Here is a 16,822-nt window from a genome sequence, read left to right on the forward strand (position 1 = left end):
GCGGGGACTCCCCCTTCGGAGAGTCGGTGAAGCGGGGGCGCTCAGCCCTGCTTCGGCTGCTTGTGGGACTTGTCCAGGACCATCACGAGAGCGGTGATGCCCGCGAACAGCACGATCGGCAGCACGACGTAGAGGCCGAGCGTCTCGATCACGCTCAGGCCGGAGCCGGGGTCGTCGCCGTCGTCGCGGGTCAGCGCGAGCGCGGGGGACGACATGAGCAGCATCATCAGCGTCGTACCGGCCGCCAGGGCACCGGCGCGCAGAGCGTTCTTCTTGTCCACGGTGCAAACGTAGCGAACACCTGTCGGGCCCGCGCGCCCGGGGTGCCGTACGGAGGTCACGGGGCACGCCCCGCGGGGTCCTGGGGACCCTCGGGCGATCCGGCGGGGCCGCCCGGGTCGCGCAGCACGTCGATCAGGGCGTGCAGCCGGGGTGAGGCGGCCAGTTCCTCCAGGGTCACCGGGCGCCCCTCGGCGTCGGCGACGGGCAGCCGCCAGTTGGGGTACTCGTCCCAGGTGCCCGGGAGGTTCTGCGGGCGGCGGTCGCCGACGGTGTCCGGGAGCCAGACGCCGATCAGCCGGGCCGGGGTGCGCAGCAGGAAGCGGTGCACGGCCTGGATCTCGGCCTCCTCCGCCGAGGCGGGGGACCCGCCGCTCGGGCCGCGCAGCAGACCGAGCCGGGAGAGCAGCGCCAGCCACTCCCGGACGTCCGTGGCGGCGGCGGTCCGTTCCTCGTCGAGGGGGCGGGTCGACAGGCCGAGCCGGTCGCGGAGTTCGACGTGCTCGCCGGTGAACCGGGCCGCGGTGGACGGCAGGTCGTGGGTGGTGGCGGTGGCCAGGCAGTCGGCGCGCCAGGCCTCGGGGGGCAGCGGCAGACCGTCCCCCTCCCAGTCGCGTTCGAACCACAGCACGGAGGTGCCGAGCACCCCGCGTTCCTGGAGCGCTTCGCGCACCCCGGGTTCGACCGTGCCGAGGTCCTCGCCGATCACCAGCGCCCCGGCGCGTGAGGCCTCCAGGACGAGGATCGCGAGCATCGCCTCGGCGTCGTAGCGGACGTAGGTGCCCTCGGTGGGCGGCCCGCCCGCAGGGATCCACCAGAGCCGGAACAGGCCCATGACGTGGTCGATGCGCAGGGCGCCCGCGTTCCGCAGGAGGGCACGCAGCAGCCGGCGGTAGGGGTCGTAGCCGCAGGCGGCGAGCCGGTCGGGGCGCCAGGGCGGCAGCCCCCAGTCCTGGCCGCGGGCGTTGAAGGCGTCCGGGGGCGCTCCGACGGACATGCCGGCCGCGAAGTACTCCTGCTGGGCCCAGGCGTCGGCCCCGTCGGGGTGGACGCCGACGGCGAGGTCGTGCACGAGCCCGACGCTCATGCCCGCCTCGCGCCCGGAGCGCTGGGCGGCGGAGAGCTGGGCCTCGGTGAGCCAGGCGAGCCGGCCGTGGAAGTCGACGCGGTGCCGCAGCTCGGCGCGGGCACGGGCGGTGGCTCCCGAGCGGGGGTCGCGCAGGGCCGTCGGCCAGCTCCGCCAGTCGGAGCCGTGCACCTCGGCGAGCGCGCACCAGGTGGCGTGGTCCTCCAGCGCCCGGCCCTCCTCCGCGAGGAAGTCGTCGTACGCGGCCTGGCGTCCGGGCCCGAGCGGCACCGCGCACACCGCTTCGAGCGCCTCGCGCTTGAGGGCCCAGACGGCGTCGCGGTCGATGAGGGCGCCCTTGCGCAGTACGGAGTCGCGCAGTCGTCCGGCGCGTTCCAGCAGCGCGGACAGCCGGTCGCGGTCCTCGGCGTACGGGTACTCGGGGACGTCCTCGACGCGCAGGTGCACGGGGTCGGGGAAGCGGCGGGAGGAGGGCCGGTAGGGGGAGGGGTCGGTGGGTTCGCCGGGCACGGCCGCGTGCAGCGGGTTGACCTGGACGAATCCCGCGCCGAGCGCGCGTCCGGCCCAGGCGGTCAGCTCGGTGAGGTCGCCGAGGTCGCCCATGCCCCAGGAGCGCCGGGACAGCAGGGAGTAGAGCTGGACGAGGAGTCCGTGGGCGCGTCCGGGCGGGGCGGGCAGCCGGGTGGGGGCGACGACGAGGTGGGTGTCGGCGGTGCGGCCGTCGGGGGCGGTGGCGGACAGCCGGTGGACGCCCGGCGGGAGGTGTCCGGCCGAGGTCAGCTCCTCGCCCTGTTCGGTGGCGATCCGCAGACGGGTGCCCGCCGGAAGTTCGGCGAGCGGGGCCGGGGCGAGGCCGCCCCAGGCGACCAGCGTCGGCGGCAGCAGCCGCTCCGCCGTTGCCGCCTCGTGCCGCGCGAGGGCGTCCCGGACGGCCTCGGGGGTGCTCGCGTCGACGCCGAGGGCCGCGAGGACCGCCACGAGCGCGCTGTCGGGCGCCGCGACCGTGCGGCCCGGTGAGGGGCTGTAGGCGGGGGCGACGCCGTGCAGTTCGGCGAGCCGGGACAGGGGCGTGGGCGGAGCCGGCTCCGAGGCCGTCCGCGGCGGTTCGTCGGACCCGGTGGGTGCCATCAGGCCCCCGAGGCGGCGCCGGCCGAGGTGGGTTCGCTCGTCAGGTGCGCGGCGTCCGCGAGCGGCGGCTCGCTGGTCAGCGGCTCGGCGTCGGGCAGCGGGGGTTCGCTGGTGAGCGGCGCCGCCGAGCAGGCACCCTCCGCGCCGGAGGCGCACGGGTCGGCGCCCTCGGGCCCGGCGGCGGCGCGGCCGGTCCGCGGGCCGGGGACGGACGCCCGTGCCGCGGGTTCGGACAGGGCCGTGAGGAGCAGGTGTGCCGATGCGGCCACGGGGGCCTCCTTGTCGAGGTCGGATACGGCGGCCGGGGGCATTCCGGCGGTTCCTGCCGGAAACGGATGCACCGGGCGGTCATCGCAGCCCTACCCCGTGGGCGCGAGCGCAGACGCCCCCGGACGGACAACGTGGCTCTGGTCACAATCCGTGTCCGTCCCGCATACCCCGACCGCCCCTCCAGGCTGGGGTAATCCCGGCACTTCGGCCACTCTCGTTGACACCCTCACCACCCGAATGGTGGGCTCGGACGCCAACCGACGCCGTCGTCGGAGCGGCGGGCTACGAGGGGGAACTGTGCGACTCGGGCGTGGAAAGGGAGCGGCCGCACTCGCGTTCGCCGTGGTCGCGGGCGCGTTCGCCACGTCTCCCGCGGCCGTCGCGGCCGTCGCGGCGCCGCACGGTCCGGCGGCCGGCGCGGACGAGTCCGCCGGGAGCGCGGTGCCCTCCGTCTGGCCCCGCCCGCAGTCGCTGCGCGCGAACGGCACCCCGGTCGCGGTCACGGACGAGGTCGTCCTGGTCACCCCCGCGCCGAACGCCGGCTCCGTCCCGTACGGCCCCTACTCCCCCGGCGTGCCGAAGACGCCGTACGTCCCCGGCGTGAGCGCGGACGCGAGCACCCCGGACGCCGACCTCGACCCGTACGCCCTCGAAGCGTTGCGGACGCTGCTGCGGCAGGCCGGAGCGCGCACCATCACCACGGCGCGTGACGGTGACGCGCTCCCGGCGCACGCGCTCGTCGTGCGCCTGGGCACGGAACCGGCGAACGGCGGCGGAGGGGGCGCGGGTTCCTTCGGTACGCCCGTCGCGTCGGGCTCGCTGGAGCGGGCGCTCACCGCGCTCGGCGCCGCGCCCCGCGCCGACCTCCCCGCGGGCGGCTACCGGCTGGCCGTCGGCCGCGCCGACGGCCGCGACACCGTCGCCCTGTCCGGGGTCGGCGAGGACGGCCTGTTCCACGCGGTGCAAACCCTGCGCCAGCTCCTCGGCGCCGGCCGCCGCATCGCCGGCGCCGTCGTCCGGGACTGGGCGGGCACCGCCGTGCGGGGCGTCACCGAGGGGTTCTACGGGGGCCCCTGGACCCCCGAACAGCGCCTCGCGCAGCTGGACTTCATGGGCCGGACCAAGCAGAACCGCTATGTGTACGCGCCCGGCGACGACCTGTTCCGGCAGGCGCGCTGGCGCGAGCCGTACCCGGCCGGGGAGCGCGCCCTGTTCCGGGACCTGGCGGAGCGGGCGCGCCGCAATCACGTCACGCTGACCTGGGCGGTGGCCCCGGGGCAGGCGATGTGCTTCTCCTCGGACGCCGACGTGCGGGCGCTGACACGCAAGCTCGACGCCATGTGGGCGCTCGGGTTCCGGTCCTTCCAGCTGCAGTTCCAGGACGTCAGCTACACCGAGTGGCACTGCGGGGCGGACGCGGTGGCGTTCGGCTCCGGCCCCGGGGCGGCGGCGAAGGCGCAGGCCCGGGTGGCGAACGCGGTCGCCCGGCACCTCGCCGCCCGGCACCCGGACGTGGCCCCGCTGTCGCTGATGCCGACGGAGTACTACGAGGACGGTTCGACCGACTACCGCCGGCGGCTGGCGCAGGCGCTGGACCAGCACGTCGAGGTCGCCTGGACGGGCATCGGCGTCGTGCCGAAGACCATCACCGGTGGCGAACTGGCCCGCACCCGCGCGGTGTTCGGCAGCCACCCGCTCGTCACCATGGACAACTACCCGGTCAACGACTACGCGCAGGACCGGGTGTTCCTCGGCCCCTACCAGGGGCGCGAGCCGGCGGTGGCGACGGGTTCGGCGGCGCTGCTGGCGAACGCGATGCCCCAGGCGGAGGCCTCCCGCATCCCGCTGTTCACGGCCGCCGACTACGCCTGGAACCCGCGGGACTACCGGCCCCAGGAGTCCTGGGAGGCCGCGATCGAGGACCTCGCGGACGGTGACGCCCGGGGCGCGGACGCGCTGCGCGCGCTGGCCGGCAACGAGGCGTCCTCCGTGCTCGGCGGCGAGGAGTCGGCGTATCTGCGCCCGCTCCTGGAGGAGTTCTGGCGGGCGCGCACGGCCACGGACCGGGCCGCGGCCGACCGGGCCTCCGAGCGCCTGCGGGCCGCGTTCACCGTCATGCGCGAGACCCCGGAGCGACTGGCCGGCCGCCCGGTCGCCACCGAAGTGCGGCCCTGGACCGAGCAGTTGGCACGCTACGGCGAGGCCGGGGAGACGGCCGTCGCGCTGCTCGACGCCCAGGCGAAGGGGGACGCGACGGCGGCGTGGACGGCGTACCGGGCGCTGAACCGGCTGCGGACCGGGCTCGCGGGGAGCGAGGTGACGGTCGGGGCGGGCGTCCTGGACCCGTTCCTGACGAAGGCCCGCACGGCGTACGAGAAGTGGGCGGGGCTCGACAACGAGGACTCCTCGGGCCACGACGCCCCGAAGGGCACCGGAAAGGACGGGGACGCGGGCGCCGGAGACGGCGCGACGGCGGGCCCCGGCACCGGCGCCGACGGCGAGGGGAACCCTCCGAAGGACGAGGCGCCCGCGGACGACAGCGGGCCGGACGGCCGCGTCGTCCTGCTCCCGCGCCCCCGGGTCCTGACCGACGTGAGCGTGCTCACCGAGCCCGGAGCGACGGGATTCGTGGAGGCGCACGTCCCGGGCGAGGGCTGGCGCCACCTCGGCGCGCTCGACGCCGGGGGCGCGACCGAGCTCGGCGCGGCGCAGATCGGTACGGCGGGCGTGCGCGTGGACGCGCTGCGGGTCGTCGGCCCCGAACGCTCCCAGGTCCGCCATCTCGTTCCCTGGTTCGCCGACACCCCCGCCGCGGCACTGGACCTGGACCGCTCCACGGCGGACGTGGAGATCGGCGGCACCGAGCGGATCACGGCCCGGCTGACGTCGCTGCGCCCGACCGGTATCAGCGGGGAACTGACCGCGCGGGCGCCCGGGGAGATCCGGGTCAAGGTCTCGCGGCCCGCCCCGACGCTGTCCCGCGGTGCCGTCGTCGACAGCCTCGTGGAGGTCACGGTCCCGCCGGGCACGCCGTCGGGCACGTACAAGGTGACGGTCTCCTTCGGCGCCGAGACCCGCGCCCTGACCGTCCGCGCCTTCCCGCGCACGGCGGGACCCGACCTGGCCCGCACCGGCACGGCCTCCTCCTCCGCCGACGAGACCCCCGACTTCCCCGCCTCGGCGGCCAACGACGGCGATCCGGCGACCCGCTGGTCCTCCCCCGTCGACGACGGCGCCTGGTGGCAGGTGCAGCTCGCCGAACCGGTGCGCCTCGGCCGGCTCGTGCTGAGCTGGCAGGACGCCCACCCGTCCGCGTACCGCGTCCAGGTCTCCGCCGACGGCCGCGTGTGGCGCACCGCGACCACGGTGACCGACAGCCGCGGCGGCCGGGAGTCCCTCCGCTTCGACGAGCACGACGTCCGCTACGTACGGGTGCAGGGCGTCCGGCGCGCCACGGCCTACGGGTACTCGCTGTGGTCGGCGGAGGCGTACGCGGTCGCGGAGGACGCCGGCGGGCAGGAATCCCCCGCGCCGTGAACCGGCGGACCCGAAGCCGTCGATAGACGGAGTGTGAGACTGTTCCGCCCCCGAGGGGGCCACCGGGAGGACGATTCGGACGCGGCGCTGCTGCGGGCCGTCTCGGACGGCGACGCGGCGGCGATGGCCGCACTGTACGACCGGCACGCGGGCTGGCTGCACGCGCGGCTGACCCGGCGCTGCGCCGACCCCGAGACCGTGACCGAGGTGCTGCAGGACACCTTCGTGACGGTGTGGCGGTCCGCGGGCGGCCACCGGGGCACGGAGGCCGGCGGCTGGCTGTGGACCATCGCCGCCCGGCGGCTGGTGGACGCGCGGCGGGTCCAGGAGCGGGCCGAGCGCGTGGAGTACACCGCGCCGGCGCCGGCGCCGTCCGCCGAGGACCGCGTCCTCGCGGAACTCGAGTACGGCGACGTGGGCACGGCGCTGGACCGCATCTCCCCCGAGCTGCGCGAGGTCCTGAGGGCGACGGTCGTGGACGGTCTGACCACCCGCGAGGCCGCCCGTCTGCTCGGGATACCGGAGGGCACGGTCAAGACCCGCGCCCTGCGCGCCCGCGCCGAACTTCGCAAGGCCCTCGCCCAGTTGAACCCGCCCCCGGGCGCCCCCGCGCGCCCGGCCCTGGCCCCGTCCCTGCTGGGAGGCCCGGCATGACCGGTTGGCACGCCCCCGACGACCTCGTCACCCGCTACGCCGACGGTTCCCTCGCGGAGACGGACGCCTGGTCCCTGGACAAGCACCTGGAGCGCTGCGGCCGGTGCGCAGCCCGCGTCTCGCACGCGGTGCGGGCGGGCGCGGCGGGACCGTCGCTCGCGGCGGTCCGCGCCGGCGTCCTGGCCGCCGCACCCGCCCCCGCCCGCGCCCGGCGAACCGCTCCGACGCCCGGGGCCCCGCGGGCCCTCGGCGGGCGGTTCACCCGGATCCTGTGGGCCGCGGGACCCGCCGTCCGCGGGACCTGGGCCGGGTCCGTGGTGCTCGTCGCCCTGGGCGCCGTCGCCCTCGCCTACGGGGGCGGATGGGCGGGCGCGCGGCCCCTGCTGCTCGCCCTCGCCCCCGTCGTCCCGGTGGCCGGGGTCGCCCTCTCCTACGGACGGCACTCCGATCCGCTCCACGAGATCGCCGCCTCGGCCCCCGGGGGCGGGCTGCGGCTCCTGCTGACGCGGACGGCCGCCGTGCTGGCCGTCAGCGCGCCCTCGCTGACGCTGGCGGGACTGCTCCTGCCGTCCCCCGGCCCGCGGCTGCCCGCGGGACCCGCGACGGCCGGCTGGCTGCTGCCCGGACTGGCCCTCACCCTCGCCTCGCTCGTCCTGTCGGGATACCTCGGCTGCCGCACAGCGACGGCCGTGGTGGGCGGCGGATGGCTGCTCGCCGTCTCGGCCCCCCTCCTGCTGTCCGGCGGCACCGGTCTGACGGCCGGTCTCACCGAGCAGCTCTCCCTCTACTTCACCGGCGCCCCCTCCCAGGGCGGCTGGGCGGCGGCGACCGTGCTGTGCGCCCTGCTCCTCGCCGCGCGCCGCACCGCGTACGACCGTCTGGAGACGATGTGAACAGGCCCGACACGACCGCCGTACCGCCCCTCGGCGGCGCCGCGCACCCCACGGGCACACCGGACGGGCACGGCCTGGGCGGCTCCGGCGACACCGCCGTGCGGGTCTCCGGGGACACCGCCGTCCGGGTTTCCGGGCTGACCGTCCGACACCGCAGGACCACCGCGCTCGACGGCGTCGACCTCGACTTCGGGCTCGGCGTCCACGGTCTGCTCGGGCCCAACGGCGCGGGCAAGACCTCCCTCGTCCGTGTCCTCGCGACGGTCGCGCGGCCCACTGCGGGCTGCGTCGAGCTGCTCGGCGGCGACCTGCGCGGGCACCGGGAGCGCGTCACCGTGCGCCGCGAACTCGGCTATCTCCCACAGGACTTCGGGTACTACCCGGGCTTCACGGTGCGGGAGTTCGTCGCCTACGTGGCCTGGCTGAAGGAACTTCCCGGGGCGGAAACCGACGCGGCCGTCGAACGGGCCGTGACCCGGGTCGGCCTCGCCGACCGCATCGACGCCAAGGTGAAGACCCTGTCGGGCGGCATGATCCGGCGCGTCGGCATCGCCCAGGCCATCGTGAACGACCCCCGCCTGCTGCTCCTCGACGAGCCCACCGCGGGCCTCGACCCCGAGCAGCGCGTCGAGTTCCGCGCCCTGCTGCGGGAGCTGGGCCGCACCGCCACCGTGATCGTCTCCACGCACCTCGTCGAGGACGTGGCCGCGGCCTGCACGGAGGTGACGCTGCTGGAGGCCGGGCGGGTCGCCTACCGCGGCACGCCCGGTTCCCTCGCCGCGCTCGGCGCGGACGGCCACGAGTCCGACGGCAACGCCATCGAACGCGGCTACACGACGGCCCTGCGCGGCCACCGCGCGGCGACGGGAGCCGGCCGATGACCGCCCGCGTCCGGCCGGGCGGAGACGGCCCGGCACACACCCCCACCCGAACCGAGACCGCCCACGGGGCCGACGCAGGCCACGGCACGGCCCACGGGAACGGCCCCGGCCGCCGCGAGACCGGCACCCGACACGGGAACGGCCCCGACGACGGGAACGGCACCACCCTCGGGGCCGCCCCCGGGCACGACGCGGGCCCCGAGACCGGCACCGGCCACGGGCACGACGCCGGCCACGGCACCGCCCGCCCCAGCGCCGCCGGCCTCCGCACCGGCACGGCACCCGTGACCCGCCCCGGCCGGGGCGGCGGACGTCGGGGCCCGGGGGCCGGCGGCGGGCGTGGCCGCCTGCGCCGGTCCGCTCCACACCCCCTGCGCGCCGAGTGGCTGCGCGGTTTCGCGCCCTGGGCGGGCGCCGGACTGCTGCTCGCCCTCGTGTGGCCTGTGGCCGCCAAGGCGGACCAGTGGCAGGGAAGCTGGGGAGCGACGACGTACACGCTCAGCAGCGCCGCCGCCATGATCAGCGTCCCGTTCGCGCTCGCCGCGGGCGGCTGGCAGGGCGGCCGGGAACACCGGCGCCGTACGACGGAACTGCGCGCCTCCACCGCCCGTACACCGCTCGTCCAGCTCCTTGCGGCCGCTCTGCCGCTCGCCTGCTGGCTGGCCGCGGCGCAGCTCCTGGTGACCGCGGGAACACTGGCGGCCTGCGCGCCGTACGCGTCGGCGGGCGGACCCGCGTACACCGTGTTCGCGGGGAACGCCCTCACGATCGCCGCCTGCGCGGTCCTCGGCCACGCGGCCGGACGGGCGGTCCCCCTCCGGCTCACGGCTCCGGTCCTCGCGATCGGCGGATACGTGACCGTCGGCGCCCTCGGCACCAGCCGGTCCGACGTCCGCCACCTCGCGTTCTGCATGGTCCAGGTGCTCGGGGACCGGGACCTCGCCGTCTGGTGGTACCCGCTGGTGTCGGCCCTGTGGGCGGCCGGGCTCGCCGCCGCCGCGGTCCTGGCCCTCACCGCGTTCCGCAGGGCCACCGCCCTGCTGCCGCTCGGGGCCGCCCTCGGCGCCGCCGCCCTGCTCGTCTCGACGGGCGACGGCCTGCTGCGCGACAACCCGCTGGCCCACCGCCAGGTGTGCGACACCTCGACCACTCCGAACGTCTGCGTCAACGGCACCTATCCGGGCATGCTGCCGGAGGTGACCCGGGCCCTGTCCGGTCTGGCCGGCCGGCTGCACGGGGTGCAGAACCTCCCGGTCCGTTACGAGGACCTGTGGCGGTCCCCGCACCGGGGCGAGGTCCAGCTGCCGAACCTCGGCCCGATCGGCTGGAGCGTCGTCCGCGGGAAGGTGACCGATCCACGGCGGTACGCGTGGGAGGCCGCCCACATGCTGGTCCGCCCCGACTGCGGCAAGGCGCCGGCAGAGCGGATCACCGTCACCGACGAGGCCGTCCTGCGCTGGCTGGCGCCGGACCCCGCTTACGAGAAGCTGCGGGCGTCCTTCAGGGCGAGCGCCCGGCAGGAGAGAAACACGAAGGAGCTGGCGAAATTCCGGGCGGAGGACACGGCGTACGCACGGCTGACCGCAATGAGCGACGGCGAGCGCCGCTCCTGGCTCGGCCGCTACTTCGCCACCGCCGACGACTGCCACCCGAAGCCGAGCGAGGTGCCGTCCCTGTGAACACCGGACCGAACGGCCGACGGACATCCCGGCCGGCGCGGCCCGCGCCCGGACATCGGCTCCGCCGTCTCGCCCTGTACGCCCGCTCGCGCGCCGTCCCGGCGACCGTCGCGGCCCTGGTCTGCGCCGCGCTGCTCACCGTGTGGATGGCGAGCCGCCAGGACACCTACCTCGACCCGTACCGCAGGGTCCCGCTGGTCGCGCTCGCCCCGCTGCTGGCGGCGGCCGCGACCGGCGCGAGCCTGCACACGCACTCCCCCGAGCTGGACGGCACCTCCGTACGCCGCTGGTGGCCCCGGCGCCTGGCCCACCTGCTGATCGTCGGCGCCCTCGCGGCCACGCTGCTGGCCCTCGCCGTGCCCGGACACGTGCAGGAGTTCGGCGCGGCGGCGATGGTCCGCAACACGCTGGGGGCCATCGGCATCACGGCCGGCGGGGCGGTGCTGGTCGGCGCCCGGCTCAGCTGGATGCCGACGACGCTGTACTTCAGCGCCGTCTACCTCTCGGCGAGCTCTCCCCGTGTGAACAACGCGACAGTGGTGGGCTGGCTCATGCAGCCGGGTCCCCAGCACGGCGCGTGGGCCGCCGCACTCGCACTCTTCGTGACCGGCACGGCACTGTGCGCGGCCCGTGGAGCCCGTCCCGAAGGACCCCGCGTCTGACACGGGGTCGCACGGGCCGGGCCCCGGACCGACACGAAGGCCCGGATCGTCAGGCCGAAATGCCGTCGATCCGGGCCATGGCGTCGTCCGCGCCGTACGGTTGCAGGTAGGGCATCCAGCGCGGGTCCCTGTGCCCCGTTCCGATGATGCGCCAGGCGAGCCCCGTCGGCGGGGCGGGTTTGTGGCGCAGGCGCCAGCCGATCTCGACCAGGTGGCGGTCGGCCTTGGTGTGGTTGCAGCGGCGGCAGGACGCCACCACGTTGTCCCAGGCGTGCTGACCCCCGCGGGAGCGCGGGATGACGTGGTCGACGCTGGTTGCGACGCCACCGCAGTACATGCACCGGCCGCCGTCGCGGGCGAACAGAGCTCGCCTGGTCAGCGGGACGGGACCTCGGTAGGGGACCCGTACGAACCTCTTCAGCCGGACCACGCTGGGTGCGGGGACAGTAACGGTCGCGCTGTGCATGAAGGCGCCGGATTCCTCGAGGCAGACTGCCTTGTTCTCGAGGACGAGGACGAGCGCGCGGTGGAGCGGTACGACGCCGAGCGGCTCGTACGACGCGTTGAGGACCAGGACATGCGGCACGGATGCCTCCTTGTACGCCGGCGGCGCGTGGCTCGCGCCGGGACGATCTGCAGTCAGTCTCCCCTCATGCCTGGTGACGGCGCCACCATGTCCCGGTAACGGGCTGGGAGTGTTTTCGACCACATCCCCTACATCCCCAGGTGAGCGCTGTCTCTCCCCCGAACATTGCAACGATCCACACACGATGCCCCGTTAGTGTGGTGGTTCTGCCCGGACGGCACCCTCCTGTCCCCGCCGCGGGCAGACCGCCCCACTGGAGGTACCTGCTGTGTCCCTGCCCGTCCTATCGGCCCTGGTCTCCGGGCCGGCCCCCTCGCCGTCGCCCTCGACGTCGACCGGTCCGCTCCAGGTGACCCCCACGCTTCAGGACGCCCAGGAGAGTGCGACCCACGCCGCGAGCTGGGTCGAGCAGAACTGGTCGACCTGGCTGGCCATAGGTCTGCGCGTCCTGCTGATCCTGGTGATAGCCGCCGCGCTGCGCGTGTTCGTGCGCCGGGCGATCACCAAGCTCATCGACCGGATGAGCCGCACCGCCGAGGCCGTCGACGGCACGTCGCTGGGCGGGCTGCTGGTCAACGCGGAGCGGCGCCGGCAGCGCTCCCAGGCCATCGGGTCGGTGCTGCGCTCGGTGGCGTCCTTCCTGATCATGGGCACGGCCGCGCTGATGGTCCTCGGCACGTTCGAGATCAATCTGGCCCCGCTGCTCGCCTCGGCCGGTGTGGCCGGTGTCGCGATCGGTTTCGGCGCCCGCAACCTGGTCACCGACTTCCTCTCCGGCGTCTTCATGATCCTGGAGGACCAGTACGGCGTCGGTGACACGATCGACGCGGGCGTGGCCTCCGGCGAGGTCATAGAGGTGGGCCTGCGCGTGACCAAGCTGCGCGGCGACAACGGCGAGATCTGGTACGTCCGCAACGGCGAGGTCAAGCGCATCGGCAACCTCTCCCAGGGCTGGGCCACGGCCGGGGTGGACGTCACCGTCCGCTCCTCGGAGGACCTGGACCACGTCCGGTCCGTCATCGGCGAGGTCGCCGAGACCATCAGCAAGGAAGAGCCCTGGAGCGAGCGGCTGTGGGGCCCGATCGAGATCCTGGGCCTGGACAGCGTCCTGCTCGACTCGATGGTGGTCCGCGTCTCGGCCAAGACCATGCCCGGCAAGGCCGGCTCCGTGGAGCGCGAGCTCCGCTGGCGCATCAAGCGCGCCTTCGACGCCGCCGAGATCCGCATCGTGGGTGGTCCGGCCGCGGTGGTGGAGGACGAGCCGGTCGACCCGAGCGCCGCGGTGGCGGCCCCGTCGGCCCTGGGCAACCCGGCCTCCCCGCAGTCGGAGGCGACGGCGCCCATCCCGTCCCCGGCCGCCTCGTCGGGCGTGCCGAAGTAGGACCGCGACGCCACACACGAGGGGCGGCACCCGGACACCCGGGCGCCGCCCCTTCGTCGTCACGCCACCGCGCGTCTCGACCGGGCCGCCTCTTCACGTCACACGCCCCGCAAACGTCAGCCGGGCCGCCGCTTCACCGTCACACGACCCGCGAGCGTCAGCCGGGTCGCCGCCCCTTCGTCGTCACGCCACCCGCGCGCCTCGACCGGACCGCCCCTTCACCGCCACGCCCCAGCGCACGCCAGCCGGGCCGCCGCACCGTCGCCGCTCGGCCCACCGCACGTCAGCCGGGCTTCCCCTTCGTCGGCGGGCGGTCCGCCCCGTCGCCGTCCACCGTCCACCGTCCACCGTCCATCGGCCGTCAGCCGTCGGCCCGTCCCTCGCGCCCCGGCGGACGTTCCGTCACGAGTCCCTCCGGTACCGGCCCGGCCAGGTGGTCCCTCCCGGCCGGGTGGTCCCTCCCCTGCGGGACCGCCTCCAGCCCGGTCGCCGCGGCCAGCTGGCACACGGCGACGAGCGCCGACCCCCTGCCCAGCCCGGCCACGCCCCGGAGCTCCTCGCCGTCGCGGACGTCGAGGACGACCTCTCCCGGGGCCGCGCCGAAGGACAGCGAGCCCCAGACCGACTGCTCCCCGCGCCAGGGACGCCACCGGAAGTGGATCTCCTCGCGGCCCTTCTCGGCGACGAGGAACGCCCGCTCCGAGGCCACCAGCCGCTCACGGACCCGCTCCTGCCAGCCCTCCGGGTCCGACGCCGGGCGCAGCACCCGCGTCTGCCGCTCGTCCAGCGCGCCGTCGGTGAGCGCGATGCCGGCCTTCCGGGCCCGGCGCCGTAGCGACCGCACTCCGAAGGCGGCCCAGCCGAGTGTCATGACACCCCAGCACAGGGGCCTGAAGAGCAGCCCGCGGGCCACCGAATCCCGGGTGAACCCGTCGCTCACGAACTCGGTGACCAACAGGACGAACGCCACGGGCACGCTCTTGGCCAGGGCCGCGCGCCAGGCGGCCGTCAGCAGCTTCACGGCCGGCCTCCCGGCCGGTCCGGCGCGGCCCACGCCGCACGGTTCCGCTTCATGCGGCGGATCATAGGAACGGGACCCTGTGCACCAGGCATGAGACCGAACCGGCCACCGTCTTCCGCACGGCGAAGACCCCCTCCCCAAGAGGTGCGCACCGGCACAAATCCGCGCGGCCCGACCGGGCCGCGCGGAACCGATCGTGACGAAGCCGTAATGCCCCCGGGCCGTCACGCTCCTGACGCGCCGACAGGGCATTCCTACCCCCGGCACCCCGCCTCCCACACAAGGACGGAACGGTTCCTCTTCACAGGACCCCCGCATTCCCTCCACCTTGATCAACCGTCTACTGTCGCCCCAACAGCGGGCCCTTGTTCTGGAGCGCAACGCCCCGGGGCCCGCCTCGAATGTGGGGAATCCATGCGCAAGTACGCCATCGGCGCCGTCGTGTCCGGTGCCCTGGCCCTGTCCGCCGTGGCCGTGCCGTCCGCCTCGGCCGCCACGCCGGACCTCTCCTTCTCCGGTGTCGTGGTCAACAACGGCAAGCCGATCGTCGTCGGCACCACGAACCTCGTGAAGGTCCCGGTCACCTACACCTTCGTCCGCCCCGCCGGCCTCGTCATCGACGGCGAGCAGAACGGCGCGGGCGTCCTGCTGTACCGCGGCTCCTCGCTCGCGAAGCAGGAGAACGAGCTGGGCCCGGACGACATGCCGACCTGCACCACGACGGCCACGACCGCCACGACGGTCACGCAGTCCTGCAAGGAGGTCATCGCGGTCGACCCGCAGGAGTACCTGTACGAGGCGGCGGACGCCGGCACCTGGAAGATCGCCGGCTTCTACAGCGCCACGGCCCTGGACAACGACGACTCCGACAACCACGTCGGCATGCAGTTCGGCTACGACATGTGGGGCGTCCCCGGGACCGCGCAGGTCAAGCGCGCCGCCAAGCTCACGGTCAACGCCACTCCGGAGCCGGTGAGGAAGGGCGCGACGCTCACCGTCAAGGGCGTGCTGACCCGCGCCGACTGGAACACCGGCAAGTACGCGGGCTTCAAGGGGCAGCCGGCCGTGCTCCAGTTCAAGGCCAAGGGCGCCACCGCCTACAAGACCGTCAAGACGGTGACCACGGGCACCGCGGGCGCCCTGAGCACCACGGTCAAGGCGTCGGCCGACGGCACGTACCGCTACACGTTCGCGGGCACGTCCACCACCGGCACCGCCACGGCCGCCGGCGACTACGTCGACGTGAGGTAACCAGGAGCCGAGCGCTCCGACGCCCCACCCCGAGCCGCCCCCGCCGCAGACGGACCCGTCCGCGGCGGGGGCGGCTCCGTGCGTTCCGGCGACGGCCGCGCGGGCCGGGCGGCGGTTGCTCTTGACGCCCGCACCCCCCGCGGCCTACGTTCCTCGCACCAGCAATAGGAAACTTTCCTAACAATGATCTTCTGGTGGACTTCCCGCAGGCTCCCCTGGGAAGCTGGTCGGCCGAGAAGGGCAGGTGGCGACAGACATGGCAGGTTCCGCCGGTACGCCGGGCACTCCACGCGTCCTGCGCGCGATGAACGACCGTGCCGCCCTCGATCTGCTGCTCGCGCACGGACCGCTCTCACGGACCCGGATCGGGAAGCTCACGGGGCTCTCCAAGCCCACCGCCTCGCAGCTCCTGGCCCGGCTGGAGGCCGCCGGGCTCGTCCTGGCCACCGGCACCAGCGAGGGCCGGCCGGGCCCCAGCGCCCAGCTCTACGAGGTCAATCCGGGCGCCGCCCACGCGGCGGGCCTGGACGTCACCCCCGAGCGCGTCCTCGCCGCCGTCGCCGACATCACCGGCAGGACGGTCGGCACGTACGAACTGCCCACCCCCGGCCGCCGCGCCGCCCAGCCCGTCGTGCGCCAGGTCACCGACGCCCTCGACGGAGCGGTGAAGGCCGCCGGGCTCGCCCGGGACGACGTCCGCCGCCTGGTCATCGGCACCCCCGGCGCCTTCGACCCCAACACGGGCCGGCTGCGCTACGCCTCGCACCTGCCCGGCTGGCACTCCCCCGCGCTCCTGGACGAACTGGCCGCCGCGCTGCCGATGCCCGTCGAGTACGAGAACGACGTCAACCTCGTCGCCATCGCGGAGCAGCGGCTCGGCGCCGCGCGGGGACACGAGGACTTCGTCCTGCTGTGGAACGAGGGCGGTCTCGGCGCGGCCCTCGTCCTCGGCGGCCGGCTGCACCGCGGCTGGACCGGCGGCGCGGGCGAGGTCGGCTTCCTGCCGGTGCCCGGCGCGCCCCTGGTGCGCCAGGTGACCCGGGCCAACAGCGGTGGCTACCAGGAGCTGGCCGGCTCCCAGGCCATCCCCAAGCTGGCCCGCGAGCTCGGCGTCGAGGACCTGCCGACGGGCCCGTACACCGAGGTCGCGGCCGCCGTCGTGGCACGGGCCGCCGCCGTCGGCACGGGCCCCCACCTGCGGCTCCTGGAGACGTACGCGACCGGGCTCGCCACCGGTCTGGCCTCCCTCGTCTCCGTGCTCGACCCCGAGCTGGTCGTCCTCAGCGGATCCTCGCTCACCGCGGGCGGCGAACCGCTGCGTGCCCTGGTCCAGGCCGAACTGGAGGAGCTGGCCGCGTCCCGGCCGCGCCTCGTCGTCGGCGACGTCACCGAACACCCCGTGCTGCGGGGCGCGTTGGAGAGCGCCCTGGCAGCCACCCGCGACGAGGTCTTCGACACCTCCCGCTGACCCCGCCCCGATCCCCACTCCTTCGATCCGCCCCGGACGGCCGGC

General features: G+C 75.4%; 14 protein-coding genes. 9 read left to right on the forward strand and 5 right to left on the reverse strand.

Annotation, left to right across the window (positions count from 1 at the left end):
* Positions 1-41 precede the first annotated feature (41 nt).
* Genes IO36_RS11015 through IO36_RS11025 form a run of 3 tightly spaced genes read right to left on the reverse strand, consistent with a single transcriptional unit; the run spans position 42 to position 2,763 of the window.
* On the reverse strand, positions 42-281 hold the full coding sequence (locus tag IO36_RS11015; RefSeq protein WP_037618868.1) for a hypothetical protein: 240 nt from the start codon (positions 279-281) through the stop codon (positions 42-44).
* Between the two features lie 56 nt (positions 282-337).
* Entirely contained in the window at positions 338-2,494 is a 2,157-nt protein-coding gene (malQ, locus tag IO36_RS11020) for a 4-alpha-glucanotransferase (RefSeq protein WP_051900300.1), read from the reverse strand.
* Complete coding sequence (locus tag IO36_RS11025; protein ID WP_037619402.1) at positions 2,494-2,763, reverse strand: hypothetical protein; 270 nt, start codon at positions 2,761-2,763, stop codon at positions 2,494-2,496. The genes malQ and IO36_RS11025 overlap by 1 nt, the downstream gene beginning before the upstream one ends.
* Before the next feature lie 343 nt (positions 2,764-3,106).
* On the opposite strand from IO36_RS11025, the gene IO36_RS11030 reads away from it, so the two are divergent.
* The 6 genes from IO36_RS11030 (at position 3,107) to IO36_RS11055 (ending at position 11,070) form a co-directional block, all read left to right on the forward strand.
* Positions 3,107-6,301: a glycoside hydrolase family 84 protein gene (locus tag IO36_RS11030; protein WP_425535522.1), complete on the forward strand. Its 3,195-nt coding sequence runs from the start codon at positions 3,107-3,109 to the stop codon at positions 6,299-6,301.
* 33 nt (positions 6,302-6,334) lie between these two features.
* A complete protein-coding gene (locus tag IO36_RS11035) occupies positions 6,335-6,955 on the forward strand; it encodes an RNA polymerase sigma factor (RefSeq protein ID WP_051900301.1) in 621 nt (206 codons plus the stop codon).
* Complete coding sequence (locus tag IO36_RS11040) at positions 6,952-7,848, forward strand: zf-HC2 domain-containing protein (RefSeq protein WP_037618870.1); 897 nt, start codon at positions 6,952-6,954, stop codon at positions 7,846-7,848. The genes IO36_RS11035 and IO36_RS11040 overlap by 4 nt, the downstream gene beginning before the upstream one ends.
* A gap of 98 nt (positions 7,849-7,946) precedes the next feature.
* The gene (locus IO36_RS11045; protein WP_037619407.1) at positions 7,947-8,729 is read left to right on the forward strand and encodes an ABC transporter ATP-binding protein; all 783 of its coding nucleotides are present in this window, start codon (positions 7,947-7,949) and stop codon (positions 8,727-8,729) included.
* The gene (locus IO36_RS11050; protein WP_051900302.1) at positions 8,726-10,408 is read left to right on the forward strand and encodes a hypothetical protein; all 1,683 of its coding nucleotides are present in this window, start codon (positions 8,726-8,728) and stop codon (positions 10,406-10,408) included. The genes IO36_RS11045 and IO36_RS11050 overlap by 4 nt, the downstream gene beginning before the upstream one ends.
* Positions 10,409-10,482: 74 nt before the next feature.
* A complete protein-coding gene (locus IO36_RS11055) occupies positions 10,483-11,070 on the forward strand; it encodes a hypothetical protein (protein WP_037619409.1) in 588 nt (195 codons plus the stop codon).
* A 49-nt stretch (positions 11,071-11,119) separates the two neighbouring features.
* Here the strand turns inward: IO36_RS11055 and IO36_RS11060 are convergent, their stop codons facing one another.
* The gene (locus tag IO36_RS11060; protein ID WP_037618871.1) at positions 11,120-11,656 is read right to left on the reverse strand and encodes an HNH endonuclease; all 537 of its coding nucleotides are present in this window, start codon (positions 11,654-11,656) and stop codon (positions 11,120-11,122) included.
* Positions 11,657-11,924: 268 nt separating this feature from the next.
* Between IO36_RS11060 and IO36_RS11065 the strand changes: the two genes are divergently transcribed.
* Complete coding sequence (locus tag IO36_RS11065; protein ID WP_037618872.1) at positions 11,925-13,037, forward strand: mechanosensitive ion channel family protein; 1,113 nt, start codon at positions 11,925-11,927, stop codon at positions 13,035-13,037.
* A 361-nt stretch (positions 13,038-13,398) separates the two neighbouring features.
* On the opposite strand, the gene IO36_RS11070 is transcribed toward IO36_RS11065, so the two are convergent.
* The gene (locus IO36_RS11070) at positions 13,399-14,058 is read right to left on the reverse strand and encodes a hypothetical protein (protein ID WP_158997296.1); all 660 of its coding nucleotides are present in this window, start codon (positions 14,056-14,058) and stop codon (positions 13,399-13,401) included.
* A gap of 414 nt (positions 14,059-14,472) precedes the next feature.
* Between IO36_RS11070 and IO36_RS11075 the strand changes: the two genes are divergently transcribed.
* Both IO36_RS11075 and IO36_RS11080 read left to right on the forward strand, forming a co-directional pair.
* Positions 14,473-15,309, forward strand: a complete 837-nt coding sequence (locus tag IO36_RS11075) for a hypothetical protein (RefSeq protein ID WP_037618874.1) — start codon at positions 14,473-14,475, stop codon at positions 15,307-15,309.
* A gap of 256 nt (positions 15,310-15,565) precedes the next feature.
* Entirely contained in the window at positions 15,566-16,777 is a 1,212-nt protein-coding gene (locus IO36_RS11080) for an ROK family transcriptional regulator (RefSeq protein WP_037618875.1), read from the forward strand.
* Positions 16,778-16,822 lie beyond the last annotated feature (45 nt).

The organism is Streptomyces aureus (assembly GCF_000725495.1).
GTDB classification, from domain to species: Bacteria; Actinomycetota; Actinomycetes; order Streptomycetales; family Streptomycetaceae; genus Streptomyces; species Streptomyces aureus_B.

Excerpts from the sequence above, each read along its gene's own strand:
- malQ (WP_051900300.1), bottom strand. The coding sequence starts at position 2,494 with ATGGCACCCACCGGGTCCGACGAACCGCCGCGGACGGCCTCGGAGCCG.
- IO36_RS11040 (WP_037618870.1), top strand. The coding sequence starts at position 6,952 with ATGACCGGTTGGCACGCCCCCGACGACCTCGTCACCCGCTACGCCGAC.
- IO36_RS11050 (WP_051900302.1), top strand. The coding sequence starts at position 8,726 with ATGACCGCCCGCGTCCGGCCGGGCGGAGACGGCCCGGCACACACCCCC.
- IO36_RS11075 (WP_037618874.1), top strand. The coding sequence starts at position 14,473 with ATGCGCAAGTACGCCATCGGCGCCGTCGTGTCCGGTGCCCTGGCCCTG.
- IO36_RS11080 (WP_037618875.1), top strand. The coding sequence starts at position 15,566 with ATGGCAGGTTCCGCCGGTACGCCGGGCACTCCACGCGTCCTGCGCGCG.